The following is a 25039-nucleotide window of genomic DNA, read 5'->3' as shown; positions in this document are numbered from 1 at the left end:
CCCCTTGACCGTGCCCGCGCGCGGCCTGCGCGAGCGGAAGAAGCAGCGCACCCGCGACGCGCTGATCCGGGTCTCACTGGAGCTCTTCACCACCCAGGGGTACGAGCGGACCACCGTCGACGAGATCGTCGAGGCGGTCGAGGTCTCCCAGCGCACATTCTTCCGCTACTTCTCCTCCAAGGAGGAGGTCGCCTTCGCCGTCCAGCGGATGGTGGAGGAGGAGTTCGTCCGGGCGCTGGCCCGGCGCCCTCCCGAGGAGGGCCCCTTCGACGCGATGCGGCGCGCGGTGCTCGCCGCCTGGGACGGCATCGGCGACGCGATCGACGAGGTCGTCCCGGTCGAGCTGTACCTGCGCACCTTCCTGATGATCGAGTCGACGCCGGCGCTGCTCGCCGCGCACCTGCGGCGGTCCAGCGAGATGGAGGAGACCATCGCCCGGCTCGTCGCCCGGCGCGAGGGCCTCGACGTGGACGCCGACCCCCGGCCGCGGATCGCCGTCGCGGCGTTCAGCGGGGTCATGCGGGTCACCGCACAGATGTGGGGCAAGGGGCCGGACCGCAGCCTGGAGGGCATCCGGGCGCTCACCGAGTGGTACCTCGACCACCTGGGCCCCGCGCTCTCCCTCCAGTGGCGGGAACCGGACGCGCCCGCCTGAGCGTCGTCGTCCCCGGTACCGGGCGCGCCCGGCGGCCGGAAGGTCAGGCCGCCGGAGGCCCGGCGGCCGGAAGGCGCGTCATCTTCGGCGTCTAGGGTGTCGGCCCGTGACCTCCGCCGACGTCCCGCCGTCCCTCGCCGTGCTGCGCACCCTGCTCGCGCTCGGTGTCGTCCTCGTGCTGCTCGCCACCACCGGGTGGACCGCCGTCCGGCACCGGCCGGTGTCGCCGCTGTCGATGGAGGACGCGCTCGCCTCCTGGGCGCGGGAGCGGACCGGCGGCGGGCCGCCGCCCGACCCGGCCGGCGCCCCGCCCCGTACCGTCGCGGCCTGGTTCGCCGCGCTCGGCCCGGCCCGCTCGCGGGGCCTCGCCGAGCGGCACCCGCTGGTCGTCGGCAATCTCGACGGGGCCCCGCCCGCCCTGCGCTACCGCGCCAACCGGATCGCCCTGACGCGGGCGCTCGCCGCCGAGCGGCCCCGCCTCCAGGACCCGCGGCTCTCCGCCGGGGGCCGGCACGAGGCGCGGCGGCGGGCGGATCGTTTCACCTCCCTGCTGCGGCCCGGGCGCCGCATCCTCGCCTTCGACCCGACCGGCACCGGACGGGCGGCCGAGGTCCTGGGCGACCTGGAACGGGCCGAGCGGGTGTCGGTGATCGTGCCCGGCGTCGACACCCACCTCCTCACCTTCCAGAAGACCCGCGGCCGGTACACCGCCCCCGTCGGCATGGCGCAGGCGCTGTACGACGCCGAGCGGCGCACCGCGCCCCGCGCCCGGGTCGCGGTGATCGCCTGGGCCGGGTACACCGCGCCCGCCCGGGTGGGCGTGGACGCGGCGACCGGCCGGCTGGCCGCGTCCGGCGCCGCGCGGCTGGTCCGGCTGACCGAGGGCCTGCCGGGCCGGTCCCGGGTGGCGCTCTTCTGCCACAGCTACGGCTCCGTGCTCTGCGGGATCGCCGCGCCCCGGCTGCCGGAGCGGGTGACGGACCTGGCGGTGGCCGGCAGCCCCGGGATGCGGGTGGAGACGGCCGCCGAGCTGGGCACCCGGGCCCGGATCTGGGCGATGCGGGACGCCGGCGACTGGATCGCGGACGTGCCCCACCTGGAGCTCGGCGGGGTCGGGCACGGGGCGGACCCGGTGGCGCCGGAGTTCGGCGCGCGGTTGGTGTCGGCGTCGGGGGCGGCCGGGCACACCGGCTATTTCGAGCCGGGCACGGAGAGCCTGCGGAACTTCGCCGCGATAGGCGCCGGGGCGTTCGGGCGGGTCGTCTGCGCACGTGCCGATCGCGTGTGCCACGGCGGAATCTCCGCCGGAGCGGACGTCTGACGCGCGTAGATCACGGAATTTCCGGATAGTTCGGAGGGGCGACGCACGGCCACGCGCCGCTTACGATGAGGCGTATGGGTGATGTGCTGGCCGGAAATCATGCCACCTGGGAGCTGGAGAGCGACGCACTTGTCATCCGCTTCGAACGGGGGATCCGTACGCCGAGGCTGTTCCAGGCGCTGCGCGAGCGACGCGTGCCGTACGAGGCACTGGCGTCGGCGGCGCTCGCGCCGGGACGGCGCGGGACCGTGGTGCTGCACGCCGTGCCGCGGCCGGGGGCCGATCCGCTGATGGAGGCGGCGGCGGGGCAGCTCAAGGAGACCTGCGACCCGTACCGGCTGGCGCTGCCCGCCGACCGGGAGGACGCCGCCGCGCGGTGGCGCGACGAGCTGGCCTCGCTGATCGCGGCGGTGCCGTCGCACCGGCTCGACCAGGGGTTCCTGGTGGAGGCGCCGCGGGGGCCGCGCTCCTTCAAGGCGTACGACGGCAAGGCGACCTTCGACGGGTCGTCCGAGGTCTCCTTCCGGTGGTCGTCGACGATGGCCACGTCCGAGAAGTGGAAGACCGGCGACCAGTCGTTCCGGATACGGGAGCTGAGCGGGGTCGAGTGGCGCACGCCCGACTCCCCCGGCGGCTTCCTGCGGCTGCTGCCCCGGGGCGGCGTGCCGCGCGCGGACCGGCCGGACCACGACCCGGCGGCGGTCGTCTTCGGCCTCGGGTACGGGCCGGTGCACGACTCCCTGCCGTTCGCGGCGGCCGTGCTGTCGGCGATCCGCGCGAAGGACCGCGCGCCGGTCCCGGCGGGGGCGCGGAGTGCGGCGCTGGGCGATCCCGGTGCCATCGCTGAAAGGATTCGCCACTTGGGGGAACTGCATCAGGCCGGCTTGGTGACGGACGAGGAATTCGCGGCGAAGAAGACGGAACTCCTCGCCGAGCTGTAGCCCGGAGGCGCGGCGGCCCCGGCGGCCCGGGCACCGCCGCGCGCGCCCGGACCGCCCCGCCCGGCGGTCCGGGGGCGCCGCGCGACGGGCCGGGCGCGCCGCCCCGCGCCGCCCCTCCCCCGGCCCCCCGACGCCGCGCCGTCATACCCAGGTCTCACCCGCGATCCGCCACCCCGGTACGACGACGGCGGCCGGGCGCGAACCTAGGCTGGCTCCTCATGAACGCGTTCGAGAAGCGACCGGGGCCGCGCCGCGTCGCCGCCCGGCTCCAGGGCTGGTCCCGGGTGGCCGTCCAGGCCCTGGAGGCCGCCTTCGCCCCGCCCGACGCCCCCGGCGCCGCGCCCTTCGCGGGCGCCTCGTCGCGGTGGCTGCGGCTGCTGCCGTACGGCTTCGGGGTCGCGCTCGTCGCCTCCCTGCTGCCGGTCACCGTCACCCTCCTCATCCACGACTACGACGTGCCCGGCGCGCTCGCCGGGGCGCTCGCCACCGCGCAGGCCGCGCCGCTGCTGCTCGCCGCCACCCGGCCGCTCCAGGCGTGGTGGATCGTCTTCCCCGCCGCCATCGCGGGGGCGCTCGTGCTGCTGGCCTCCGACGGGCCCCGCGCCCAGCTCTGGCCGTGGACCCCGCCGTTCGTCGTCGGCTACTGCGCGCTGATGCTCGCCCTCGGGCTGCGTGCGCCGCGCCGGACGCTGCTCGGCGTGTGGCTGGCGACCGGTGCCGCGGGCTATCTGCTGGAGATCGTGCGGCCGTACGGCGCCCAGGGCGTCACCACGCTGCTGTTCGTGCTCAGCGGGGTGCTGCTGCTGCTCGCCTCGGCGGTCCGGGCGCGCGGCGAGGCGCAGCGCCGGCTCGCCGAGCAGGAGACGATCAGCGAGGCCGAGCGGGCCCGCCGCACGCTGCTGGAGGAGCGGGCCCGGATCGCCCGGGAGCTGCACGACGTGGTGGCCCACCACATGTCGGTGATCACCGTGCAGGCGGACTCCGCGCCGTACCGGATCCCGGAGCTGCCGGAGGCCGCCCGGGAGGAGTTCGCGTCGATCGCGGGGAGCGCGCGGGAGTCGCTGACCGAGATGCGGCGGCTGCTCGCGGTGCTGCGCAGCGACGGCGGCGAGGGCGAGCGGGCCCCGCAGCCGGGCCTCGACCGGCTCCAGCAACTGGTGGAGGCGACCGTACGGGCGGGGCTGCCGGCCGAGCTGTCGCTCGCCGCGGAGCTGGTGGACGGGCGGACCGAGGTGCCGCAGGCGGTGGGCCTGTCCGCGTACCGGATCGTGCAGGAGGCGCTGGCCAACGTGGTGCGGCACGCGCCGGGCGCGCCGACGCGGGTGTCGGTGCGCGAGGACGGGTCCGGTCTGCTGACGGTCCTGGTGGTGAACGGTCCGGCGGCGGAGCCGGGCGCGCCGCTGGAGAGCGCCGGCACCGGGCACGGCCTGGTCGGGATGCGGGAGCGGGTCCGGCTGACCGGCGGGAGCCTCGACACCGGTCCGCTGCCGGACGGCGGGTTCCGCGTCGCGGCCCGGCTGCCGCTGGGTCCTAGGGTGGCCGGTGCGGGGGAACGGCCGACGAGCGAAGGTGTCGTGTGACCATTCGGGTGATCATCGTGGACGACCAGGCCATGGTGCGGGCGGGGTTCGCCGCGCTGCTGGCCGCGCAGACCGACATCGACGTCGTCGGGGAGGCGCCGGACGGGCGGCGGGGGGTCGAGGTGGCGCGGTCCGCCCACCCCGACGTGGTGCTGATGGACGTGCGGATGCCGGAGCTGGACGGGCTGGCGGCGGCCCGGGAGATCCTGCACCCGCCGGCCGGGGTGACGCACCGGCCCAAGGTGCTGATGCTGACCACCTTCGACGTCGACGACTACGTGTACGAGGCGCTGCGGGCGGGGGCGTCCGGCTTCCTGCTGAAGGACGCGCCGCCGGCGGATCTGATCGCGGCGGTACGGGTCGTGGCGGCGGGCGACGCGCTGCTGGCGCCGTCCGTGACCCGCCGGCTCATCGCCGACTTCGCGGCGAGCCGCCCGGCGGCCCGCAAGGACGTGACGGCGCTGCGGCTCAACGGTCTGACCCCGCGTGAGACCGAGGTGCTGGAGCTGATCGCGCGGGGTCTGTCCAACCAGGAGATCGCCGAGCGGCTGGTGCTCGCCGAGCAGACGGTGAAGACCCACATCGGGCGGGTCCTCGCCAAGCTCGACCTGCGGGACCGCGCGCAGGCGGTGGTCTTCGCCTACGAGTCGGGCCTGGTGACCCCCGGGGGCTAGCCCCACCTCCGGCCGGGGGGCGGCTGCTCGTCCACCCCCTACCCGGGTATGGCACGGGAGTTGGCTCCCCGGGGTGACGTGCCGTCACCCGCCGTCTTCCTACCTTCCCCTCGCCGACGACGCACGTCGGGAGGGCGAGAGAGGGAGGGCCGGCATGGGCCGCATCACGAGGAGCCTGGTGACCGCCGTCATGGTGACGGCGGTCGTGGCCGGGACGGCGGGCTGGGCGTCCGGGACCGCGCAGGAGCCGGTCACCGGGCCGCCCGCCGGGACCGCGGCGTGGCGGGCGGCGGGACTGCCGGACCCGGAGCGCACGGACCCGGCGGGGATCGCCCGCTTCTTCGCGGGGGTCGGCCCGGAGGAGCGGCGGCGGCTCGTCCGGACGCACCCGACGGTCGTCGGGAACCTCGACGGGGCGCCGCTGGAGCTGCGGTACGAGGCCAACGCGCTGACGTCGCGGGGCCGTTACCCGGGCGCCCGGGTCCTGGCGTACGACTCCCGGGGGCGGGGCCAGGCGGTCCTCGTGCACGGGGACCTGGCGACGGCGGCGCGGGTCGCGGTGCTGGTGCCGGGCTCCGACGTCGACGCCGGCCGCATGGACTCGCTCACCCGGAAGGCCGCCGCCCTGCGGGAGGCGACCGGCGGGCGCACCGCCGTCGTCTCCTGGGCCGGCTACACCACCCCGGTCGGCGTCGGGCTGGACGCCGCGTCGGGCGAGCTGGCGGAGGCGGGCGCCGGTCGGCTGGCCCGCTTCGCCGAGGGGCTGCGGGCCGCCGGGGTGCGTCCCGAGCCGTCCGTCTTCTGCCACAGCTACGGCTCCGTCGTCTGCGGGCTCGCCGCGCACCGGCTGAAGGCGAAGGACCTGGTGGTGTTCGGCTCCCCCGGCATGCGGGCGGCGAACGTGGCCGCACTGCGGACCCCGGCCCGGGTGTGGGCGGCGAAGGACCCGACGGACTGGATCGACCGGGTGCCGAACGTGGCCGTCGCCGGCCTCGGGCACGGCCCCGACCCGACCGCGCCGGAGTTCGGCGCCCGGCCGGTGCCGGCCGCGGACGCGGACGGCCACGACGGCTACTTCGCGCCCGGCACCTCCTCGCTGCGCGCCTTCGCCGCGATCGCCGAGGGGGACGTCCGATGAGAACCCTGATCCGGAAGATCGAGGCCGGCACCCCCGCCCACCGCGACCGGGCCGTCGACGGCCTGCGGGCGCTGGCGCTGCTCGCCGTGCCCACCGGCCACTGGCTGCTCGGCGGGTTCACGCTCTCCGCCGACGGCGCCCTGCACAACGCCTCCCCGCTGACCGCCTTCGGCGCGCTCGCCCCGGCGAGCTGGGTCCTCCAGATGCTGGGGATCTTCTTCCTGGTCGGCGGTTACGCCTCCGTCCTGTCCTACCGGCGCAGGACCGGCTCGGCCCGCGCCTGGCTCGGCGGGCGGCTCGCCCGGCTCGGCCGCCCGGTGCTCGGGGTGACGGCGGTGTGGGCGGCGCTGCTGCCGCTGCTCCACCACGGCTTCGGGGTGCCGGTGGACACCCTGCGGACGGCGTCGACGCTGGTGATCCAGCCGCTGTGGTTCGTCGGCGTGTACACGGTGGTGACGGCGCTGACGCCGCTGTGCGTGCGGGCCGCGCGCCGGTTCGGGGCGTGGGCGGCGGCCCCGCTGCTCGGCTCGGTCGCCGTCGTGGACTTCCTGCGGTACGGCCCGTACGCGGACGCGGTGCCGTCCTGGCTGAGCGTGCTGAACATCCTGCCGGGCTGGCTCTTCGCGTACCAGCTGGGCGTGTCCTGGGGCGAGGGGCGGGTGAACCGCCGGCACGCGTGGGGGCTGCTGCTCGGCGGGGCGGCGCTCTTCGCGGCGCTGCTGCTGGTCTTCGGCTACCCGGCGTCGATGGTCGGCGTCCCCGGCGAGGCCCGCACCAACTCGCATCCGCCGTCGCTGCTGGTCCTGGCGCTCGCCGCCGCCCAGAGCGGGGCCGCGGTCCTGCTGCGGGACCGGCTCGGCCGGCTGCTGGGGCGGCCCGCGCTGTGGGCGCCGGTCGTGATCATCAACCTGTCGGCGATGACGATCCTGTGCTGGCACCAGACCGCGATGCTCGCGGCGGCCGTGCCCGCCTCGTACCTGGGCGAGGTGCCCGGTCTCGTCGGGGCGCCCGACTCGGCCGGCTGGATCCTGGCCCGGCTGGCCTGGATGCCGGTCTTCGCCGGGCTGCTGGTGCTGATCGGACGGTACGCGCGCGGCTTCGAGTCGCCGTGGACGCGCACCGGCCCGGCCCGCCGCACCCTCGCGGGGCTGCTCGCCGCCGGCTTCGCGGTCTTCGCCCTGGGGCTCGCGTGACGGGCCCCGGGGCGGCCCGGGGCGGGCGGCCGGACCGTGGGGGCCGGCCGCCCGGCCGGGCTCCGGGGTCAGACCTCGCGGGCGGCCGAGGTGAAGCTCATGTCGGGGTAGCGGTCGCCCGCCACCTGCTCCGCGAGCGGTTCGAGGGCGGCGAGCTCGGCCTCGGTGAGGGTGATGCGGGTGGCGGCGGCGTTCTCCTCCAGCCGGGACCGCTTGCGGGTGCCGGGGATGGGGACGACCGTCAGCCCGTGCACGGCGGCCCGCTGCTGCACCCAGGCCAGCGCGATCTGCGCGGGCGTCGCCCCGTGCGCGGCGGCGATCTTCCGGACCGGGTCGAGGAGGGTCGCGTTGCGCTCGGCGTTCTCGCCGGTGAAGCGGGGCTGGAAGCGGCGGAAGTCGCCGTCCGACAGGTCCTTGCCGGCGTCGGCGAAGGCGCCGGTGAGGAAGCCGCGGCCGAGCGGCGAGTACGGCACGAAGGTGACGCCCAGCTCGGCGGCGGCGGCCACGGCGGAGCGCTCCACGTCCCGGGAGAAGAGCGACCACTCCGACTGGAGGGCGGCGATCGGGTGGACGGCGAACGCCTCGCGCAGCTCCGGCCCGGTGACCTCGCTCAGCCCGAGGTGGCGCACCTTGCCCTCGGCGACCAGCTCGGCCATCGCGCCGACGGACTCGGCGAACGGCACGGCCGGGTCGCGCCGGTGCATGTAGTAGAGGTCGATGGTGTCGGTGCCGAGCCGGCGCAGGCTGCCCTCGACGGCCTTCCGGATGTAGGCGCGGTCGTTGCGGACACCCCGGTAGGAGGGGTCCGCGGGGTCGCGCTCGATGGCGAACTTGGTGGCCAGGACGATCTCGTCCCGGTGGGCGGCGACGAACGGGGCCAGGAACTCCTCGTTGGCGCCGCTGCCGTAGATGTCGGCGGTGTCGATCAGGGTGACGCCCGCCTCCAGGGCCGCGTCGAGGGTGTCCCGGGCGGCGGCCTCGTCGGTGTCGCCGTAGAACTCGCTGATGCCCATGGCGCCGAAGCCCTGGACGCCGATCTCGGGGCCCTCCGGGCCGGGGCCGAGGCGTACGGTGTCGATCCTGTCGTTCATGAGGAAGTGCCTCCGCAGACGGTGCCGTAGTGGTCGATCTTGAGGTCGAGCACGGCGAGCGTGGACTGGAGCTCGGCGATCCGGGCCCGGACGTCCCGGCGCGTCGCCTCCAGCAGGGCCCGCCGCTCGGCGTGGGTGTGGGAGCCCTCGCGGACCAGCTCCGCGTACCGGACCATGTCCGCGACCGGCATCCCGGTGAGCCGCAGCTTGCCGACGAACTCCAGCCAGCCGAGGTCCCGTTCGGTGAAGCGCCGCTGCCCGGTGTGCGACCGGTCGACGTGCGGCATCAGACCGATCCGCTCGTACCAGCGCAGGGTGTGCGCGGTGAGCCCGGTCAGGGCGGCGACCTCGCTGATCGTGTAGCGGTCCTTGCGCGCGGACCCGGTCGTGCTCTCGACGCTCTCGATCACGCTCATGCCCCCACGCTAGGAGGTTGGAGTGCACTCCAGGCAAGTAGGCTCGGAGCCATGGAGAGCAACAGCGTGCCGAGTCTGGCGGCGATCGAGAACTGGCCCGTCCCCACCGCGGCGGCCGCCGTGGTCCGCGCGGACGGCACCGTGGCCGGGAGCCACGGCCCGACCGGGCGGCGCTTCCCGCTCGCGTCGGTGACGAAGCCGCTGGCGGCGTACGCGGTGCTCGTCGCGTACGAGGAGGGGGCGATCGACCTCGACGAGCCGGCCGGGCCCGAGGGCGCGACCGTGCGGCACCTGCTGGCCCACACCTCGGGGCTCGCCTTCGACGAGAACCGGGTGCAGGCCGCGCCGGGCACCCGCCGGATCTACTCCAACACCGGTTTCGAGGTCCTCGGCGACCTGGTCGCCAAGGCCACCGACATCCCCTTCGCCGACTACCTCCACCAGGCCGTCCTGGAGCCGCTGGGCATGGCGGACACCTCCCTCGACGGCTCCCCCGCCAAGGACGCGGTGTCGACCGTGGACGACCTGGTGCGGTTCGCGGCCGAGGTGCAGGCGCCCCGGCTGCTCGACGCCCGCACGGTGCTGGACGCGATGACGGTGACGTACCCGGGACTGACCGGCATCCTGCCCGGTTACGGGCACCAGCGGCCGAACGACTGGGGCCTCGGCTTCGAGATCCGCGGCGCCAAGGCCCCGCACTGGACCGGCACCACGTCCTCGCCGCGCACCTTCGGCCACTTCGGCCAGTCCGGCACCTTCCTGTGGATCGACCCGGACGCGCGGGCCGCGTGCGTGGCGCTCACGGACCGGCCCTTCGGCCCGTGGGCCGTCGAGGCGTGGACGCCGTTCACCGACGCGGTCCTCGCCGACCTCCGCCGCTGACAGGGGCCCCCTAGAACTCGCAGGCCGCGGCGGGCAGCGGGCCGTCCGGGCCCGTGACCGTCACCTCGCGGGCGCCGCCGCGGTCGACGGCGTACGCGGCCGTGCACACCAGCTGCGCGACCGCGCGCTCCGACAGCTCGTGGACCAGGAACGGGGCCTGGAGCCGTATCCCGCCGCCGTCCTCGGACTCGACGCGGACCGGCTCCCTGCTCCGGGGCAGCTCCGTGGTGAGGCCCGCCTGCGCCTCGGCGCCGCCCGGGCCGGCCAGCAGGGCGGCGAGGACCTTCGCGGTGGCCAGGCCGGGGACGGTCGGATGGGTCAGGTCGACCGGCGCGCGGGCGTCGAGGTGCTCGCCGTCCGCGTGCTCCCCCGCCTCGACGGGATGCGTGGGCACCGGGTCGGGCACGAAGGAGCCGCCGCCGTCCCGGGCGACCGGCATCAGCGCGCCGTCGGGGCCGAGGAACCAGAGCACCATCCGGCCCTCGGGGAACGGCTGCACGTCGACGCTCGGCGCCTCCCCCGCCTCCACCACGTCGCTGCCCTGGATGCCGCAGCCGGCGAGCAGCGCCAGCGCGGCGGCGGCGAGCGCCGCGCCCCGCCGGGAGCGGCGCCTCACAGCGGGATCCTCACCGTGAACACGGCGCCGCCGGCCGGGTGGTTGGCGGCATCCACGGTGCCGCCGTGCAGGCGGACGTTCTCCTGGGTGATCGCCAGGCCGAGGCCGCTGCCGGCCGAGCGGGCGCGTGCCGGGTCGGCCTTGTAGAAGCGCTCGAAGACGTGCGGCAGGACGTCCGGGTGGATGCCGGGGCCCCGGTCGGAGACCTGGACGACGAGGGTGCCGCGGCCGTCGGGGCCGGGCTCGTCGTCCACGTACACCCGGACCGTGACGAGCGGCTCGCCGTGCCGCAGCGCGTTGCCGACCAGGTTGGCGACGACGACGTCGAAGCGGCGGGGGTCGAGGCGGGCCCGGATGCCCTCGCCGAGGGCGGCGTGGACCTGCCGCGGGTCGGTCCAGTGCCGGCCGGCGAGGGTCCGGCGGACGCAGTCGGCGACGTCGACCTCGTCGGTGTGCAGCTCGGCGGCGCGGGCGTCGAAGCGGGAGATCTCCATCAGGTCCTCGACGAGCACGGCGAGCTTGACCGTCTCGGCGCTGATCAGCCGGACCGCGCGGGCGGTGTCGCTGTCCAGCGTGCCCGCGTCCTCGTCCAGCACCTCGGTGACGGCGAGCATCCCGGCGAGCGGGGTGCGCAGCTCGTGCGAGACGTCGGAGGCGAAGCGGCGGGCGCGGGCCTCGGCGCGGCGCAGTTCGGCGACGGAGCGCTCCAGTTCGGCGGCGGACTCGTTGAAGGTGCGGGCCAGGTCGGCGAGTTCGTCGCTGCCCTTGGCGTGGATGCGGGTGTCGAGGCGGCCCCGGCCCATGCTGTGGGCGGCGGCGCGGAGTTCGCGGACCGGGCGGAGGACGCCGCGGGCGGCGAGCAGCGCCGGGATCAGGGCGACGGCGAGGGCGGGCAGGGCGCCGTCGCGGGCGGCGGTGAGCATGGCCTCGACGTTGGCCTCCTCCTCGCGCAGCTCCATGACGGCGTAGAGGACCAGGCCGGTGGGCCGGGGGTCGATGGTCTTGTCGGCGTGGAGGCGGAAGAGCGCGGGGACGCCGATCGTCAGATAGGGGGTGCCGTTCTTGACGACCCGCTGGAAGGCGGTGTGCGGGGTGCCCTCGCGGCCGTGTGCGCGGGCCCTGAGCTCGGGGGTGAGGACGGTGGACTCGGGGCGGTCGGTGGAGGAGACGCGGAGGCTGCCGTACTCGGCGTAGACCCGCCAGGCGCGGGACTTGCCCTGGCGGGCGATGGACTGGAGGGAGTCGCGGAGCTCGTCCTCGCCGAGGGGCAGGCTGATGTTGAGGGCGTCGACCTGCTCGCGGAAGGCGGAGACGGCGGTGTTCTGCGTCTGCTCCAGGATGGCGCTGCGGGCCGCCCGGTAGGTGAGGGCGGCGGTGGTGCCGCAGCCGACGGCGGCGACCAGGAGGAAGGCGAAGACCATCCGGGTGCGCAGGCCGAAGGGGCGGGGGCGGCGGAACCGGGCGCGGGTCCGGCGCCGGGGCGCGGCCGGGGCCGGCTCCGGTGCCGGGGCGGTGTCCGGTTCCTCGCGGGGGTGCACGCAGGCCTTCACAGCGGTCCGAAGCGGTAGCCGAAGCCGCGCAGGGTCTGGATGTAGCGGGGGTCGCCGGGGGTGTCCTCGATCTTGGCGCGGAGCCGCCGCACGCAGGCGTCCACGAGGCGGGCGTCGCCGTGGTAGTTGTGCTCCCAGACGTGCTCCAGGAGCTGCTGGCGGCTGAAGACCTGCTCGGGGGCGGCGGTGAGGTGGAGCAGCAGCTTGAGCTCGGAGGGGGCGAGGGCGATCCGTTCGCCGTGCTTGGCGACGGTGAGGCCGGCCCGGTCGACGGCGAGGGCGCCGTGGTGCTCGACGGCGGGCCGGCCGCCGCCGGGCTCCTCGATGCGGCGCAGGACGGCGCGGATGCGGGCCTCGATGACCTCGGTGCGGGCGGGTTTGACGATGTAGTCGTCGGCGCCGGCCTCCAGGCCGACGACGACGTCGAAGTCGTCGCCGCGGGCGGTGAGCATGATGATCGGGAGCTGGCTGTTCTCGCGGACCCTGCGGCAGACCTGGACGCCGTTCATGCCGGGCAGCATGAGGTCGAGCAGCAGCAGGTCGGGGCGGAACTCGCCGAGGGCGGCGAGCCCGGCCTCGCCGGTGGCGGCGGCGCGGACCTCGTGGCCGCGGCGCCGCAGCCCGAGCTCGACGCCTTCGCGGACGGAGGGGTCGTCTTCGATGAGGAGCACGCGGGGCATGCGGGGAGTATCCCAAGGTCGGCGGCGGCTCCCGGCGGGAGCCCCCGGGTGGTCAGGTGCGGCGGGCGAGCCGGCCGGCGGCGGCGCCCAGGAGGGCGGAGACCTCGGTGAGGCGCAGCGGCCGGGCGAGGGCGGCGAAGGCGCCGGCGACGGTGAGCGCCCCGGCGAGGGCGGAGACGACGGCTCCGGCGGGGGCGGTTCCCTCGGTGACGAAGAGGGCGTAGCCGGTGGCGGGGACGGCGGCGGTCAGCAGCCGGCCGAGGGCCCGGCCCTCCCCGCCGCCGCCGTCGGCGGCGGGCAGCCGGCGCCGGAGGACGTACGCGGTGAGGCCCCAGCCCGCCCAGAGGGCGAGGGAGTAGCCGGCGGCCATGCCGGCGACGGTCCAGCGGGGCGGGAGCCAGTGGTACGCGGCGAGGGAGAGCAGCGCGTTCAGGCCGGCGATGACCAGGTTGAGCAGGAAGGGGGTGCGGGTGTCGCGGAGCGCGTAGAAGGCGCGGGTGCAGACGTACTGGCCGGAGAGGGCGACGAGGCCGGGGGCGAGGGCGGTCAGGACCCAGGCCATGGCGCGGACGTCGGCGGTGTCGGTGGCGCCGTACCCGAAGACCAGGGACATCACCGGGAAGGCGAGGGCGAGGAGGGCGCAGGCGGCGGGGACGACGGCGGCGGCGGTCGTGCGCTGGGCGTAGCCGAGGTCGCGGCGGACGGCGGCGAGGTCGCCGTCGGCGGCGGCGCCGCTCATGCGGGGCATGAGGGCGGTGACCAGGGAGACGGTGACGATGCCGTGCGGGACGGCCCACAGCAGGTAGGCGTTGTTGTACGCGGCGAGTCCGGCGCCGCCGAAGTCTGCGCCGCTTGCGCTCACCTCGTCGCCGGCGGTGGTGGCGACCCAGGTGGTGACCCAGTAGGCGGCCTGGTTGGTGGCGACGAGCAGGACGAGCCAGCCGGCGGCGCGCAGCGGGGCGGTGAGGCCGCTGCCGCGCCAGTCGAAGCGGGGCCGGAAGCGGAAGCGGGCGGCGCGCAGCGAGGGCAGCAGGGCGAGGGCCTGGGCGGCGATGCCGGCGGTGGTGCCCCAGCCGAGGAGGGCGGTCTCGCCGTCGGTGAGCTCGCCGCCGTCGCTGACGGAGAGGAAGAGGCCGAAGACGGCGACGACCACGACGTTGTTGAGGACGGGCGTCCACATCATGGCGCCGAACCGGCCGCGGGCGTTGAGGACCTGTCCCAGGAGGGTGAAGAGGCCGAGGAAGAGGATCTGCGGGAGGCAGGCCCGGGTGAAGGCGACGGTGAGGTCGCGCTGGCCGCCGGCGTAGTCGGTGTACGCGTCGACGAGGGCGGGCGCGGCGAGGACGGCGGCGGCGGTGAGGACGGCGAGCGCGAGGCCGCAGAGGGTGAGGAGGCGGTCGGCGTAGGCGGCGCCGCCGTCCTCGTGTTCCTTGGCGGCCTTGACGAGTTCGGGGACGAAGACGGCGTTGAGGGCGCCGCCGAGGAGCAGGGTGTAGACGATGGTGGGGACGGAGTTGCCCACCGCGTAGCCGTCGGCGACCACGCCGGCGCCGAGGGCGGCGGCGACGACGGCGGCGCGGACGAAGCCGGTGGCGCGGGAGACGAGCGAGCCGGCGGCCATGAGGGCGCCGCTGCGCAGCGCGGACGGCTGCTTCCGCCGGTCCCGGGCGGGCGGTGCGAGGGTCGTGCCGGCGCTCATCGGCGGTTCAGGTACGCCTGGAAGGCGCGGTACAGCGCGTGGTTGGTCGTGCCGTGCATCGGTGTCTCCCACTCCCCCAGCGTCTCGACGACCTGTCCTCCCGTGCCGAGCTTCCAGCGCAGCAGTCCGTGGGCGCGGTCGTCCGGGTCGAGGGTGGAGGGTACCCCGCGCAGGTCGTACACGTCGGCGCCGAGGGCCTGGGCGTCGAGGAGCATGCGCCACTGGAGGGCGTTGGAGGGGCGGACCTCGCGGCGGTGGTCGGCGGAGGCGCCGGTCTGGTACCAGACCCGGCGGCCGACGGTGATCATGGTGTGGGCGGCGAGGATCTCGCCGCCGTGGCGGGCGAGGTAGAGCTTCATCCGGCCGGGGTGTTCGGCGTTGAGGACGGCGTACTGGCGCTCGTAGTAGGCGAGGGAGCGGCCGAGCCGGAAGCCGTCGCGCTCCTCGGTGATCTTCAGCAGGCGGTGGAACTCGGGCAGGTCGGCGGCGGAGCCGACGGTGATCTCGACGCCGGACTTGCGGGCCTTGCGGACGTTGCGCCGCCACTCCTGGTTGAGGCCGGACCACAGGTCGTCGGGGGTGCGGCCGGTGAGCGGGACCTGGAAGACGTGGCGGGGCTGGGCGTCGGCGCCGTCCTCGGAGTCGCCGCCGCAGCGCTTCCAGCCGCGGGCGCGGAGCCGTTCGGCGACGGCGGTGCCGAGCGGGTCGACCTCGTCGGCGAGGACGTCGCCGAGCCGGCGGCCGGGTCCGGTGGCGGCCTTGACGGTGGGGGCGGTCCAGCGGCGGTGGGCGGGCCCGGGCCCGATGCGTACGGCGAAGACGCCGGAGGCCCGCAGATGGGCGAGGAGCGGGTCGAGCCAGCGGTCGAGGTCCGGGTCGGCCCAGTCGGCGACCGGACCCTCGGGGAGGTAGGCGAAGTGCTTGCGGGTGCCGGGGAAGGTCCGCAGCAGGACCAGCGCGACACCGGTCAGCGCGCCCGACTCGGGTCCCCAGCCGAGGAGTTGATGGCTCCAGCCGTCCTTCACCTGGGCCCAGGCCGGCAGTTGGAGGAAGCTGGGGCCGTCCGGGCCGGTGGAGCGGTGTGCGAGGAAGGCGCGGTACGCCTCCGGGGACACGGGGCCGAGCCGGAGCGGGCCGGCCGGCGGGGCCGCCGCGGGGCGGCGCGCGGGTGCGGGCGTCACGAGCAGCGCTGACACAACGAGAGCCTCCTTGGTACGGCCGCCCCGGGCGGCGCGGCGCACAGCAGGCTCACAGCCGGATGAGACGGGTCCGCGCGGCGTGTGTGACGGGACGGTGACCGTTCTCCATCAGCCCTCGTCACATGGGGTCCGGGCCGGGCGGAGGGCGGGCGGGGCGGCCTAGAGTCCGGGCATCTCCCCTCTTTCCTCTCCCTTTCAGGAGGTGCTCCGTGCCGCCGATACGCACGTCCCGCCCCGCTCTCGCCGCCGTCGCCCTGGCGGTCTCCCTCACCGCGTGCACGGCCCAGGCCGCGAGCGGCCCGGACTCCCCTGGCGGCGCTTCGGGGGGCGTCGCGCAGGACGGGCCGCCCGCGCGGGTGACGGTGGTGTCGCCGGCGGCCGGGAAGCCGGTGACGGTGACGGCGGCCGGCGGGACGTTCTCGTCGGTGACGGTCACGGACGCGGAGGGCGGGAAGCTGGCCGGGCGGTCCGCGGCGGGCGGGGCGCGGTGGACCTCGGAGCGGAAGGCGGTGCCGGGCGCGGCGTACACGGTCGTGGCCGTCACCCGTACCCCCGGCGGGAAGGAGACCACCACCCGGTCCTCCTTCACGACGGAGGCGGCGGACCGGGTGAACAAGCTGACGCTGGCGCCCGGGAAGAACACCACCGTCGGCGTCGGGCAGCCGCTGTCGATCGTCTTCGACCGGCCGGTGACGCGGAAGGCGGACGTGGAGCGGCAGCTGAAGGTCACCACGTCGAACGGCACCGAGGGCTCATGGGGCTGGGTGACCGACTACTCGGGCCGGGACCGGGTGGACTGGCGGCCCCGGGAGTACTGGAAGCCGGGCACGAAGGTCACGCTGGAGGCGGACCTGAACGGCACGGACTCCGGTGACGGCTGGTTCGTGCGGGACTACCGGACCGGCTTCACGGTCGGCGCCTCGCAGGTGGTGAAGGTGGACCTGGACGCGAAGCGGCTGTCGCTGGTGAAGGACGGGCGGACGGTCCGGACCATCCCGGTCTCCGGCGGGACGCCGGGCGGCGACAAGCGGTCCTGGCGCGGCACGGCCGTCCTGATGGCGAAGGAGGGCACGATCCGGATGAACTCGGAGACGGTGGGGCTCGGCGACGCCTACGACAAGATGGTCGACTACTCGATGCGGCTGACGTGGTCGGGGATGTACGCGCACGCGGCGCCGTGGAACGCGGCGAACTTCGGCCGCGCCAACGCCAGTTCGGGATGCATCGGAATGAGCACCGAGGACGCGGAGTCGTTCTACGCGAGCGTGAACGTCGGCGACCCGTTCGAGATCCGCGGCGGCGACACGAAGGGCGTCGTCGCCGAGGGCAACGGGTACGGGGCGTGGAACCTGTCCTGGACGGCCTGGAAGGCGAAGAGCGCGCTGGCCTGAAGGGCCGCCTCAGGCGCCGCCCGCCTCCCAGACCAGTGCCTCCGCGGCGGTGGCCGCCCGGAGCGTCAGCCCCGTCGCCTCCGTCGCGCGTGCGGCGTCGCCGGGCGCCAGCTCCTCGCCGGCCAGGGCGACCGTGCCCCGGACCACGTGGACGTAGAGGGCCGCCGCGCCGGGCAGCTCCGCCTCCTCGCCGGGCTCCAGGCGGTGGACGTGGAGGACGGCGCCCGCGGCCGGCAGGTCGTACCGGCCGGGCAGCCCGCGGACGAGGGTGTACGCGGGCTCCCCGCCGGTCTCGCGCGGGGCCAGCCACATCTGGACGAAGGCCAGGGGCGCGTCGCCGGCGTTGCGCTCGACGTGCCGGACGCCGGCCGCCGCGGAGAGGTGCTGGAGGTCGCCGGGGCGGACGACGGTCTCGTGACCGGCGGTGTCGCGGTGGGTCAGCTCGCCCTCGACGACCCAGGTCACGATCTCCGTGTGGGAGTGCGGGTGCTCGTCGAAGCCGGCGCCGGGGGCCAGCCGCTCCTCGTTGACGGCGAGCAGCGGACCGAAGCGGAGGTTGTCCGGGTCGTAGTACGGCCCGAAGGAGAGGGCGTGGCGGGTCTCGATCCCGGCCTCGGGGTCGCCGCCCGGGTAACGGTCGCCGGCGCGCTGGATGCGGATCACCCCCGTACGGTAACGGGGCGGCCGGGCGCGAAACCGCCCCGACCCCGCACGTCGGCGCCCGGATGAGGCAGTCTTGTCCCCGTGTCTGAACCCACGAACGCCGCCCATCCGCACGCCGCGACCCTGAAGCGCCTCGAACAGTCCTCCGGGCGGCTCGCCGCGAACGCCATCGCCCGCATGGACGAGACGCTGCCGTGGTACCGGGCGATGCCGCCCGAGAACCGCTCGTGGATCGGACTGGTCGCGCAGGCGGGCATCGCCGCCTTCACCGAGTGGTTCCGGCACCCCGAGACCCCGCAGGCGATCTCGACGGACGTGTTCGGCACGGCGCCGCGCGAGCTGACCCGGGCGATCACGCTGCGGCAGACCGTGGAGATGGTCCGGACGACGATCGAGGTCATGGAGACCGCGATCGAGGAGGTCGCGGCGCCCGGCGACGCGTCGGTGCTGCGCGAGGCGCTGCTCGTGTACGCGCGGGAGATCGCCTTCGCGACCGCGCAGGTGTACGCGCAGGCGGCGGAGGCGCGCGGCGCGTGGGACGCGCGGCTGGAGTCGCTGGTGGTGAACGCGGTGCTGTCCGGCGAGGCCGACGAGGGCGCCGTGTCCCGGGCCGCCGCGCTCGGCTGGAACTCGCCGGAGCATGTGTGCGTGATCCTCGGCACCGCTCCGGACGGCGACAGCGAGCTGACCGTGGAGGCGATCCGGCGCGCGGCCCGGCACGCCAAGCTCCAGGTGCTGACCGGGGTGCTCGGCGACCGGCTGGTGGTGATCGCGGGCGGCTCCGACAATCCGCTGGCCGTGGCGAAGGCGCTGATCGGGCCGTACGCGGCGGGCCCGGTCGTGGCCGGTCCGGTGGTGCCGGACCTGCTCGCGGCGACCCGGTCCGCGCAGGCCGCCGCCGCCGGGCTCAAGGCGTGCACGGCGTGGCAGGACGCGCCCCGGCCGGTCCTCGCGGACGATCTCCTTCCGGAGCGCGCGATCGCCTCGGACCCCTCGGCGCGCGAGCAGTTGGTGGAGGAGATCTACAGACCGCTGGAGGAAGCGGGTTCGGCGCTGCTGGAAACTCTGAGTGTCTATCTGGAGCAGGCCAGCAGTCTCGAAGGCGCGGCGAGAATGCTCTTCGTCCACCCGAACACCGTGCGCTACCGGCTTCGACGTGTGACCGACGTCACCGGCTGGTCACCCTCCGACGTGCGATCGGCGTTCACCCTGCGGATCGCCCTGATCCTCGGGCGCTTGGCCGACGCGGACGGGCAGTCCTAGACTTTTGTCGGACACCAACAATTCCCCCGACGGTTCTTCGTCCTAGTCCCCACGGGCGCCGGACACCGTCCCCAAGAGAGAGTGTGAGGGTGCTCGTACTCGTCGCTCCCGGCCAAGGCGCCCAGACGCCCGGCTTCCTGACTCCCTGGCTCGAACTGCCCGGCACCGCCGACCGCCTCGCGGCCTGGTCGGACGCCATCGGCCTCGACCTCGTCCACTACGGCACGAAGGCGGACGCGGACGAGATCCGTGACACCGCCGTGGCCCAGCCGCTGCTCGTCGCGGCCGGCCTGCTCTCCGCCTCCGCCCTCGGTGCCGCGTCCCCCGCCGCCGTCGCCGGCCACAGCGTCGGCGAGTTCACCGCCGCCGCCCTCGCCGGCGTCCTCGACGACACCGCCGCCCTCCGTCTCGTACGGACCCGGGGCCTGGCGATGGCCGAGGCCGCCGCGATCGCCCCGACCGGCATGTCGGCGCTGCTCGGCGGCGACCCCGAGGTGACCGTCCCGCACCTGGAGAAGCTCGGCCTGACCCCGGCCAACGTGAACGGCGCCGGCCAGATCGTGGCCGCCGGCACGCTGGAGCAGCTGGCCGCCCTGGAGGCGGACAAGCCCGAGGGCGTCCGCCGGGTCGTCCCGCTCAAGGTGGCCGGTGCCTTCCACACGCACCACATGGCCCCCGCGGTCGCCACGCTGGAGGAGGCCGCCCGGGAGCTGTCCCCGGCCGATCCGGCGGTGCCGTACGTCTCCAACAAGGACGGGCGGACCGTCGACACCGGCGCGGAGGTCCTCTCCCGCCTGGTCGGCCAGGTCGCCAACCCGGTCCGCTGGGACCTGTGCATGGAGACCTTCCAGGCGCTCGGCGCGACCGCGCTGATCGAGGTCTGCCCCGGCGGCACCCTCACCGGCCTCGCCAAGCGCGCGCTGCCGGGCGTGGCCACCGTCGCGCTGAAGACCCCCGACGACCTGGACGCGGCCCGTACGCTCGTCGCCGAGCACACGGCCGTCTGACGAGGAGTGTCGAGAAGCATGTCGAAGATCAAGCCCAGCAAGGGCGCCCCGTACGCGCGGATCATGGGCGTCGGCGGCTACCGCCCGGCCCGGGTCGTGCCGAACGAGGTGATCCTCGAGAAGATCGACTCGTCCGACGAGTGGATCCGTTCGCGTTCGGGCATCGCCACCCGCCACTGGGCGTCCCCCGAGGAGACCGTCACCGCGATGTCGGTGGAGGCCTCGGGCAAGGCGCTCGCCGCCGCCGGGATCACCCCGGAGCAGATCGACGCCGTCGTCGTCTCCACCGTCTCGCACTTCAAGCAGACCCCGGCCGTCGCCACCGAGATCGCCGACAAGATCGGCGCCGGGAAGCCGGCCGCGTTCGACATCTCCGCGGGCTGCGCGGGCTTCGGCTACGGCCTGACCCTGGCCAAGGGCATGATCGTCGAGGGCTCGGCGCGGCACGTCCTCGTGATCGGCGTCGAGCGGCTGAGCGACCTGACGGACCTGGAGGACCGGGCGACGGCCTTCCTGTTCGGCGACGGCGCCGGCGCGGTCGTGGTCGGCCCCTCCGACGTGCCGCACATCGGCCCCACCGTCTGGGGTTCCGAGGGCGACAAGTCCGAGACGATCAAGCAGACCGTCCCGTGGAACGAGTTCCACGTGGGCGACGTCTCCAAGCTGCCGCTCAATGAGGCCGGCGAGATCAAGTTCCCGGCCATCACGCAGGAGGGCCAGGCGGTCTTCCGCTGGGCCGTCTTCGAGATGGCCAAGGTCGCCCAGCAGGCGCTCGACGCCGCCGGCCTCTCGGCCGACGACCTGGACGTCTTCATCCCGCACCAGGCCAACATGCGGATCATCGACTCGATGGTGAAGACCCTGAAGCTGCCGGAGCACGTCACGGTCGCCCGTGACGTCGAGACGACCGGCAACACCTCGGCCGCCTCGATCCCGCTCGCGATGGAGCGGCTGCTGGCGACCGGTCAGGCGAAGAGCGGCGACACCGCGCTCGTCATCGGCTTCGGGGCGGGTCTCGTGTTCGCCGCGACGGTCGTTACTCTCCCCTAGGCGCCCGGGATCTTCCGGACGCCACCCACCGAAGCAACCACAGAAGGAGCGCCACCATGGCCTTCACCCAGGACCAGCTCGTCGAAGGTCTCGCCGAGATCGTGAACGAGATCGCCGGCATCCCGGTCGAGGACGTCCAGCTGGACAAGTCCTTCACCGACGACCTGGACGTCGACTCCCTGTCCATGGTCGAGGTCGTCGTCGCCGCCGAGGAGCGCTTCGGCGTCAAGATCCCCGACGAGGACGTCAAGAACCTCAAGACCGTGGGCGACGCCGTCTCCTACATCCAGTCCCACCAGGACGGCGGGATCTCGAAGGGCTGACCCGGCCCCCGCTGACCCGGCCCGCCACCCGGCGGTGGCGCCGTCTTTCGACCATCACACACATGGAGAACGAATTCCTGTGAGCTCGACCAATCGCACCGTGGTCGTCACCGGTATCGGCGCAACCACACCGCTGGGTGGCGACTCCGCAACGACCTGGGAAGGTCTTCTTGCGGGACGCTCCGGCGTCAAGCCCCTGGAGGGCGAGCGCTTCGCCGAACTGCCCGTCCAGATCGCCGCGTTCGCCGCGGTCGACCCGGCCGACGTGCTGCCCCGCCCGCTCGCGCGGAAGCTGGACCGCTCGGCGCAGTTCGCGCTGATCGCGGCCCGTGAGGCGTGGGCCGACGCGGGCTTCACCGCCCCGGCCGGCGAGGACGAGGGCGTCGCGCCCGAGCGGCTGGGTGCCGTCATCGCCTCCGGCATCGGCGGTGTCACCACGCTGCTCGACCAGTACGACGTGCTGAAGGAGAAGGGCGTCCGCCGCGTCTCCCCGCACACCGTTCCCATGCTGATGCCGAACGGCCCCTCCGCCAACGTGGGCCTGGAGGTGAACGCCCGCGCCGGCGTCCACACCCCCGTCTCCGCCTGCGCGTCGGGCGCCGAGGCGATCGGCTACGCCGTCGAGATGATCCGCAGCGGCCGTGCCGACGTGGTCGTCGCCGGCGGCACCGAGGCCGCGATCCACCCGCTGCCGATCGCCGCCTTCGCCAACATGATGGCGATGTCCAAGAACAACGACGAGCCGGCGAAGGCGTCGCGCCCCTACGACACCGGCCGCGACGGCTTCGTGCTCGGCGAGGGCGCCGGCGTCGTGATCCTGGAGTCCGAGGAGCACGCCAAGGCCCGCGGCGCGAAGGTCTACTGCGAGGTGCTGGGCCAGGGCCTGTCGGCCGACAGCCACCACATCGCGCAGCCCGAGCCGTCCGGCCGCGGCATCGCCGCCGCGCTGCGGCACCTGCTCGACACCACCGACCTGAAGCCGTCCGAGGTCGTGCACCTCAACGCGCACGCCACGTCGACGCCGCAGGGCGACGTCGCCGAGATCAAGGCGCTGCGGCAGGTCTTCGGCGACGACCTCGACCACGTGGCGGTCTCCGCGACCAAGTCGATGACCGGTCACCTGCTCGGCGGCGCCGGCGGCATCGAGACCGTCGCGACGGTCCTGGCGCTCCACCACCGCACGGCCCCGCCGACCATCAACGTCGACGAGCTGGACCCCGAGGTCGAGGCCGACATCGTCCGCGGCGAGCCCCGCGCCCTGCCCGAGGGCACGATCGCCGCGATCAACAACTCCTTCGGCTTCGGCGGCCACAACGTGGTCCTCGCGTTCCGGACCGTCTGACGCGACCCGCGCCACGCGGAAGGCCCGCCCCGTTCCCGGGGCGGGCCTTCGGTGTCTCCGCGGTCTCCGGGGTCAGCGGGGGACGGCGGGGGCGGTGGCCGCGGGGGGCGGCTTCAGGGACTCGTACGCGGCGATGCCGACGGGACCGCCGACGACCAGGCCCAGCAGCACCAGGCCGAAGACCACCGCGTCGTACCAGTCCACGTCGTCCGCGCCGTCGGGCGCCGTGACGGGCCGCACCTCTACGGGCTGCGCGGTGACGGGTTCAGCCGTGACGGGCCGGGCCTGCCCCGCGGGCTCGCCCGTCAGGGGCGCCGCGGTCTTCGCCGGCGGGATGGGGGCGCCGTCCGGGGGCGCCGCGGCGGGCTCTTCGTCCGGGAGGGACGCGCCGAAGCCGCCGACCAGCAGAAACATCAGGACGAGCAGGCCGAAGGCCCAGCCCGCCATGGCGCCGACCAGCTCGCCCCGGCACAGCTGGTAGACGAACCCGGACAGCAGGACCAGGGCCGCGCCCAGCGCGGCCCCCGCGAGCGCGGCGCTGACCGCTCCGGCCGTCCTGCGGGCGGTGCCGACCGTCTCGCCCGGACCCGTCATGCCGCTCCCCCGCCCCGCGCGCTCCCTGCGCGCCCCGGACCGCGAAACTAACGGGGCCGGGTGAACGGGCTCAGACGACCTGGTGAAGCCAGCGCACCGGCGCGCCCTCGCCGGCGTAGCGGAAGGGCTCCAGCTCGTCGTCCCACGGCTTGCCGAGGAGCTTGGCGATCTCGGCCTCCAGCACGGTCTCGCCCTGCGCGGCGCGGGCGAGGGCGGCGCGCAGCCGGTCCTCGGGGACGAGGATGTCGCCGTGCATGCCGGTGACCGCGTGGAAGATGCCCAGGTCGGGGGTGGCGCTGTAGCGCTCGCCCTCGGCGGTCGGGCAGGGTTCGGCGGTCACCTCGAAGCGGAGCATCTGCCAGCCGCGGAGCGCGGAGGCCAGCTGGGAGGCGGTGCCGGTCTCGCCCTGCCAGGAGAACTCGGCTCTCCAGGTGCCGGGCGCCGCGGGCTGGCGGATCCAGTCCAGCTGGACCCTGCCGCCGAGCACACCCGCCACCGCCCATTCGACGTGCGGGCAGAGCGCGCGCGGTGCGGAGTGTACGTACAGGACTCCACGTGTCGTCACCGGGACCTCCAGTGTGGGACGAGGTTCGCCTTCCCAGCGGCCTCAGTAAACAGCATCAGGCGAAGAACTCCGCAAACCTTCTAAAAGGGACAGCATGTGACGTGATGTAATTTACCGGAGCCGGTCGGCGCGGGCGCGCCGCTGGTTCGACGGGGGAAAAGCTACCGTGCCGCGCCGTGGTCGGGGTGACGTACGGTCGGTCAGGGGGCGGGTGGACACGAACCTTTCACCCGCCAGGAGGCCAGTCGCGCGAAGGAGGGGCCGGTGCCGTACGCCCGACGCCGATTCCGTACCGCCGTCACGGGTGCCGTGCTCGCGGTGGCCGCGCTCGCGGGCTGCACGAGCGCCCCCGGGTCCGGGGCCGCGCCGCCCGCCGCGCGCACCGCTCCGGCGCCGGAGCCGGAGCCGCCCTCGCGGTGGGCCGTGCCGCCCGCGTCCGTCGCCGCCGTGGGCGACTCCATCACCCGTGCCTTCGACGCCTGTTCGCTGCTCGCGGACTGTCCCGAGGCGTCCTGGGCGACCGGCACGGACCCGGAGGTGAACAGCCTGGCGCTGCGGCTGCTCGGCCCGGGGCGGGTGGCCGCGCACAGCTGGAACCTGGCCCGCAGCGGGGCCCGGATGGCGGCGCTGCCGGAGCAGATGGCGCGGGCGGCGGCCGAGCGGCCGGAGCTGGTCACGGTGATGATGGGCGCCAACGACGCCTGCCGGCCGACCCCGGCGGGGATGACCCCGGTGGCCGACTTCCGCCGGTCGTTCGAGGCGGCGATGGCCCGGCTGCGGAAGGACGCGCCCCGGGCGCGGGTGTACGTGGCGAGCGTGCCGGACCTGCTGCGGCTGTGGGACACCGGGCGGGCGAACCCGCTGGTGCGGAAGGTCTGGGAGCTGGGGGTCTGCGGCTCGATGCTGGCGGATCCGCTGGACCTGGGGGCGGCGGCGGAGGCCCGGCGCACGGCGGTGCGGGACCGGGTGGTGGCGTACAACCGGGTGCTCGCGGAGGTGTGCGCGGCGGACGCGCTGTGCCGGTACGACGGCGGGGCGGTGTTCGGCTTCCGCTTCGACGCGACGCTGCTGAGCACCTGGGACTGGTTCCATCCGAGCCGGTCCGGGCAGGCGCGGCTGGCGGAGCTGGCGTACCGGCGGGTGATGGCGGAGTAGCCCCGGGGCGGCGGCCGTCAGGTGCGCCGCCCCGGGGCCGTCCTCGGGCCC

General features: G+C 75.2%; 25 protein-coding genes. 15 read left to right on the top strand and 10 right to left on the bottom strand.

Going from position 1 to position 25039, the window contains the following annotated elements:
* The first annotated feature begins 4 nt into the window (after window positions 1–4).
* The 7 genes from ACFVQZ_RS31385 (at window position 5) to ACFVQZ_RS31355 (ending at window position 7502) form a co-directional block, all read left to right on the top strand.
* Entirely contained in the window at window positions 5–655 is a 651-nt protein-coding gene (locus ACFVQZ_RS31385) for a TetR family transcriptional regulator (RefSeq protein WP_030495324.1), read from the top strand.
* A gap of 106 nt (window positions 656–761) precedes the next feature.
* The gene (locus ACFVQZ_RS31380) at window positions 762–1976 is read left to right on the top strand and encodes an alpha/beta hydrolase (protein ID WP_383628127.1); all 1215 of its coding nucleotides are present in this window, start codon (window positions 762–764) and stop codon (window positions 1974–1976) included.
* A gap of 74 nt (window positions 1977–2050) precedes the next feature.
* Complete coding sequence (locus ACFVQZ_RS31375) at window positions 2051–2917, top strand: DUF4429 domain-containing protein (RefSeq protein ID WP_030495326.1); 867 nt, start codon at window positions 2051–2053, stop codon at window positions 2915–2917.
* A 218-nt stretch (window positions 2918–3135) separates the two neighbouring features.
* Window positions 3136–4497 (top strand): sensor histidine kinase, encoded by a 1362-nt coding sequence (locus tag ACFVQZ_RS31370; RefSeq protein ID WP_081959132.1) that lies wholly within the window; start codon window positions 3136–3138, stop codon window positions 4495–4497.
* A complete protein-coding gene (locus ACFVQZ_RS31365) occupies window positions 4494–5171 on the top strand; it encodes a response regulator transcription factor (RefSeq protein ID WP_030495328.1) in 678 nt (225 codons plus the stop codon). The genes ACFVQZ_RS31370 and ACFVQZ_RS31365 overlap by 4 nt, the downstream gene beginning before the upstream one ends.
* A gap of 154 nt (window positions 5172–5325) precedes the next feature.
* Window positions 5326–6309, top strand: coding sequence for an alpha/beta hydrolase (locus ACFVQZ_RS31360; RefSeq protein ID WP_030495329.1), 984 nt, complete (start codon window positions 5326–5328; stop codon window positions 6307–6309).
* The gene (locus ACFVQZ_RS31355) at window positions 6306–7502 is read left to right on the top strand and encodes an acyltransferase (protein ID WP_030495330.1); all 1197 of its coding nucleotides are present in this window, start codon (window positions 6306–6308) and stop codon (window positions 7500–7502) included. Before ACFVQZ_RS31360 ends, ACFVQZ_RS31355 begins: the two co-directional genes overlap by 4 nt.
* A gap of 68 nt (window positions 7503–7570) precedes the next feature.
* Here the strand turns inward: ACFVQZ_RS31355 and ACFVQZ_RS31350 are convergent, their stop codons facing one another.
* Together ACFVQZ_RS31350 and ACFVQZ_RS31345 are read right to left on the bottom strand one after the other, a co-directional pair.
* Entirely contained in the window at window positions 7571–8593 is a 1023-nt protein-coding gene (locus ACFVQZ_RS31350) for an aldo/keto reductase (protein WP_030495331.1), read from the bottom strand.
* Complete coding sequence (locus ACFVQZ_RS31345) at window positions 8590–9009, bottom strand: MerR family transcriptional regulator (protein WP_030495332.1); 420 nt, start codon at window positions 9007–9009, stop codon at window positions 8590–8592. Before ACFVQZ_RS31345 ends, ACFVQZ_RS31350 begins: the two co-directional genes overlap by 4 nt.
* Before the next feature lie 51 nt (window positions 9010–9060).
* On the opposite strand from ACFVQZ_RS31345, the gene ACFVQZ_RS31340 reads away from it, so the two are divergent.
* A complete protein-coding gene (locus ACFVQZ_RS31340) occupies window positions 9061–9891 on the top strand; it encodes a serine hydrolase domain-containing protein (RefSeq protein ID WP_030495333.1) in 831 nt (276 codons plus the stop codon).
* Between the two features lie 10 nt (window positions 9892–9901).
* Here ACFVQZ_RS31340 and ACFVQZ_RS31335 read toward each other — a convergent pair whose 3' ends face one another.
* The 5 genes from ACFVQZ_RS31335 to ACFVQZ_RS31315 all read right to left on the bottom strand — a co-directional run bounded on the left by ACFVQZ_RS31335 (window position 9902) and on the right by ACFVQZ_RS31315 (window position 15632).
* On the bottom strand, window positions 9902–10507 hold the full coding sequence (locus tag ACFVQZ_RS31335; RefSeq protein ID WP_030495334.1) for a hypothetical protein: 606 nt from the start codon (window positions 10505–10507) through the stop codon (window positions 9902–9904).
* Window positions 10504–11928 carry an ATP-binding protein gene (locus tag ACFVQZ_RS31330; RefSeq protein WP_383628174.1) on the bottom strand — a complete coding sequence of 475 codons (1425 nt, stop codon included), beginning with the start codon at window positions 11926–11928 and terminating at the stop codon, window positions 10504–10506. Before ACFVQZ_RS31330 ends, ACFVQZ_RS31335 begins: the two co-directional genes overlap by 4 nt.
* Before the next feature lie 125 nt (window positions 11929–12053).
* Window positions 12054–12737 carry a response regulator transcription factor gene (locus ACFVQZ_RS31325; RefSeq protein ID WP_030495336.1) on the bottom strand — a complete coding sequence of 228 codons (684 nt, stop codon included), beginning with the start codon at window positions 12735–12737 and terminating at the stop codon, window positions 12054–12056.
* A gap of 52 nt (window positions 12738–12789) precedes the next feature.
* The gene (gene murJ, locus ACFVQZ_RS31320) at window positions 12790–14436 is read right to left on the bottom strand and encodes a murein biosynthesis integral membrane protein MurJ (RefSeq protein ID WP_383628122.1); all 1647 of its coding nucleotides are present in this window, start codon (window positions 14434–14436) and stop codon (window positions 12790–12792) included.
* Window positions 14433–15632, bottom strand: a complete 1200-nt coding sequence (locus tag ACFVQZ_RS31315; RefSeq protein ID WP_383628120.1) for a lipid II:glycine glycyltransferase FemX — start codon at window positions 15630–15632, stop codon at window positions 14433–14435. Before ACFVQZ_RS31315 ends, murJ begins: the two co-directional genes overlap by 4 nt.
* 212 nt (window positions 15633–15844) lie before the next feature.
* On the opposite strand from ACFVQZ_RS31315, the gene ACFVQZ_RS31310 reads away from it, so the two are divergent.
* Window positions 15845–17026 (top strand): Ig-like domain-containing protein, encoded by a 1182-nt coding sequence (locus ACFVQZ_RS31310; RefSeq protein ID WP_030495339.1) that lies wholly within the window; start codon window positions 15845–15847, stop codon window positions 17024–17026.
* A 9-nt stretch (window positions 17027–17035) separates the two neighbouring features.
* Here ACFVQZ_RS31310 and ACFVQZ_RS31305 read toward each other — a convergent pair whose 3' ends face one another.
* Window positions 17036–17689, bottom strand: coding sequence for a pirin family protein (locus tag ACFVQZ_RS31305; protein ID WP_383628117.1), 654 nt, complete (start codon window positions 17687–17689; stop codon window positions 17036–17038).
* A gap of 81 nt (window positions 17690–17770) precedes the next feature.
* On the opposite strand from ACFVQZ_RS31305, the gene fasR reads away from it, so the two are divergent.
* The 5 genes from fasR to fabF all read left to right on the top strand — a co-directional run bounded on the left by fasR (window position 17771) and on the right by fabF (window position 22674).
* Window positions 17771–18952: a fatty acid biosynthesis transcriptional regulator FasR gene (fasR, locus tag ACFVQZ_RS31300; RefSeq protein WP_030495341.1), complete on the top strand. Its 1182-nt coding sequence runs from the start codon at window positions 17771–17773 to the stop codon at window positions 18950–18952.
* Window positions 18953–19041: 89 nt separating this feature from the next.
* Window positions 19042–19959: an ACP S-malonyltransferase gene (locus ACFVQZ_RS31295; RefSeq protein WP_383628115.1), complete on the top strand. Its 918-nt coding sequence runs from the start codon at window positions 19042–19044 to the stop codon at window positions 19957–19959.
* An 18-nt stretch (window positions 19960–19977) separates the two neighbouring features.
* Entirely contained in the window at window positions 19978–21009 is a 1032-nt protein-coding gene (locus ACFVQZ_RS31290) for a ketoacyl-ACP synthase III (protein WP_030495343.1), read from the top strand.
* A 56-nt stretch (window positions 21010–21065) separates the two neighbouring features.
* Window positions 21066–21332 carry an acyl carrier protein gene (locus ACFVQZ_RS31285; protein ID WP_030495344.1) on the top strand — a complete coding sequence of 89 codons (267 nt, stop codon included), beginning with the start codon at window positions 21066–21068 and terminating at the stop codon, window positions 21330–21332.
* A gap of 79 nt (window positions 21333–21411) precedes the next feature.
* Entirely contained in the window at window positions 21412–22674 is a 1263-nt protein-coding gene (gene fabF / locus ACFVQZ_RS31280) for a beta-ketoacyl-ACP synthase II (protein ID WP_030495345.1), read from the top strand.
* Window positions 22675–22746: 72 nt separating this feature from the next.
* On the opposite strand, the gene ACFVQZ_RS31275 is transcribed toward fabF, so the two are convergent.
* A complete protein-coding gene (locus ACFVQZ_RS31275; RefSeq protein ID WP_383628112.1) occupies window positions 22747–23268 on the bottom strand; it encodes a hypothetical protein in 522 nt (173 codons plus the stop codon).
* Between the two features lie 70 nt (window positions 23269–23338).
* Window positions 23339–23833 (bottom strand): DUF3145 domain-containing protein, encoded by a 495-nt coding sequence (locus tag ACFVQZ_RS31270; RefSeq protein ID WP_030495347.1) that lies wholly within the window; start codon window positions 23831–23833, stop codon window positions 23339–23341.
* Between the two features lie 264 nt (window positions 23834–24097).
* Here ACFVQZ_RS31270 and ACFVQZ_RS31265 point away from each other — a divergent pair, with 264 nt between their 5' ends.
* Window positions 24098–24988 carry an SGNH/GDSL hydrolase family protein gene (locus ACFVQZ_RS31265; protein ID WP_030495348.1) on the top strand — a complete coding sequence of 297 codons (891 nt, stop codon included), beginning with the start codon at window positions 24098–24100 and terminating at the stop codon, window positions 24986–24988.
* Window positions 24989–25039 lie beyond the last annotated feature (51 nt).

This window comes from Streptomyces sp. NPDC057854, from assembly GCF_042797055.1.
GTDB lineage: Bacteria > Actinomycetota > Actinomycetes > Streptomycetales > Streptomycetaceae > Streptomyces.
The sequence above is the reverse complement of the archived record's forward strand: the minus strand, read 5'-3'. Positions and strand labels throughout refer to the sequence as shown.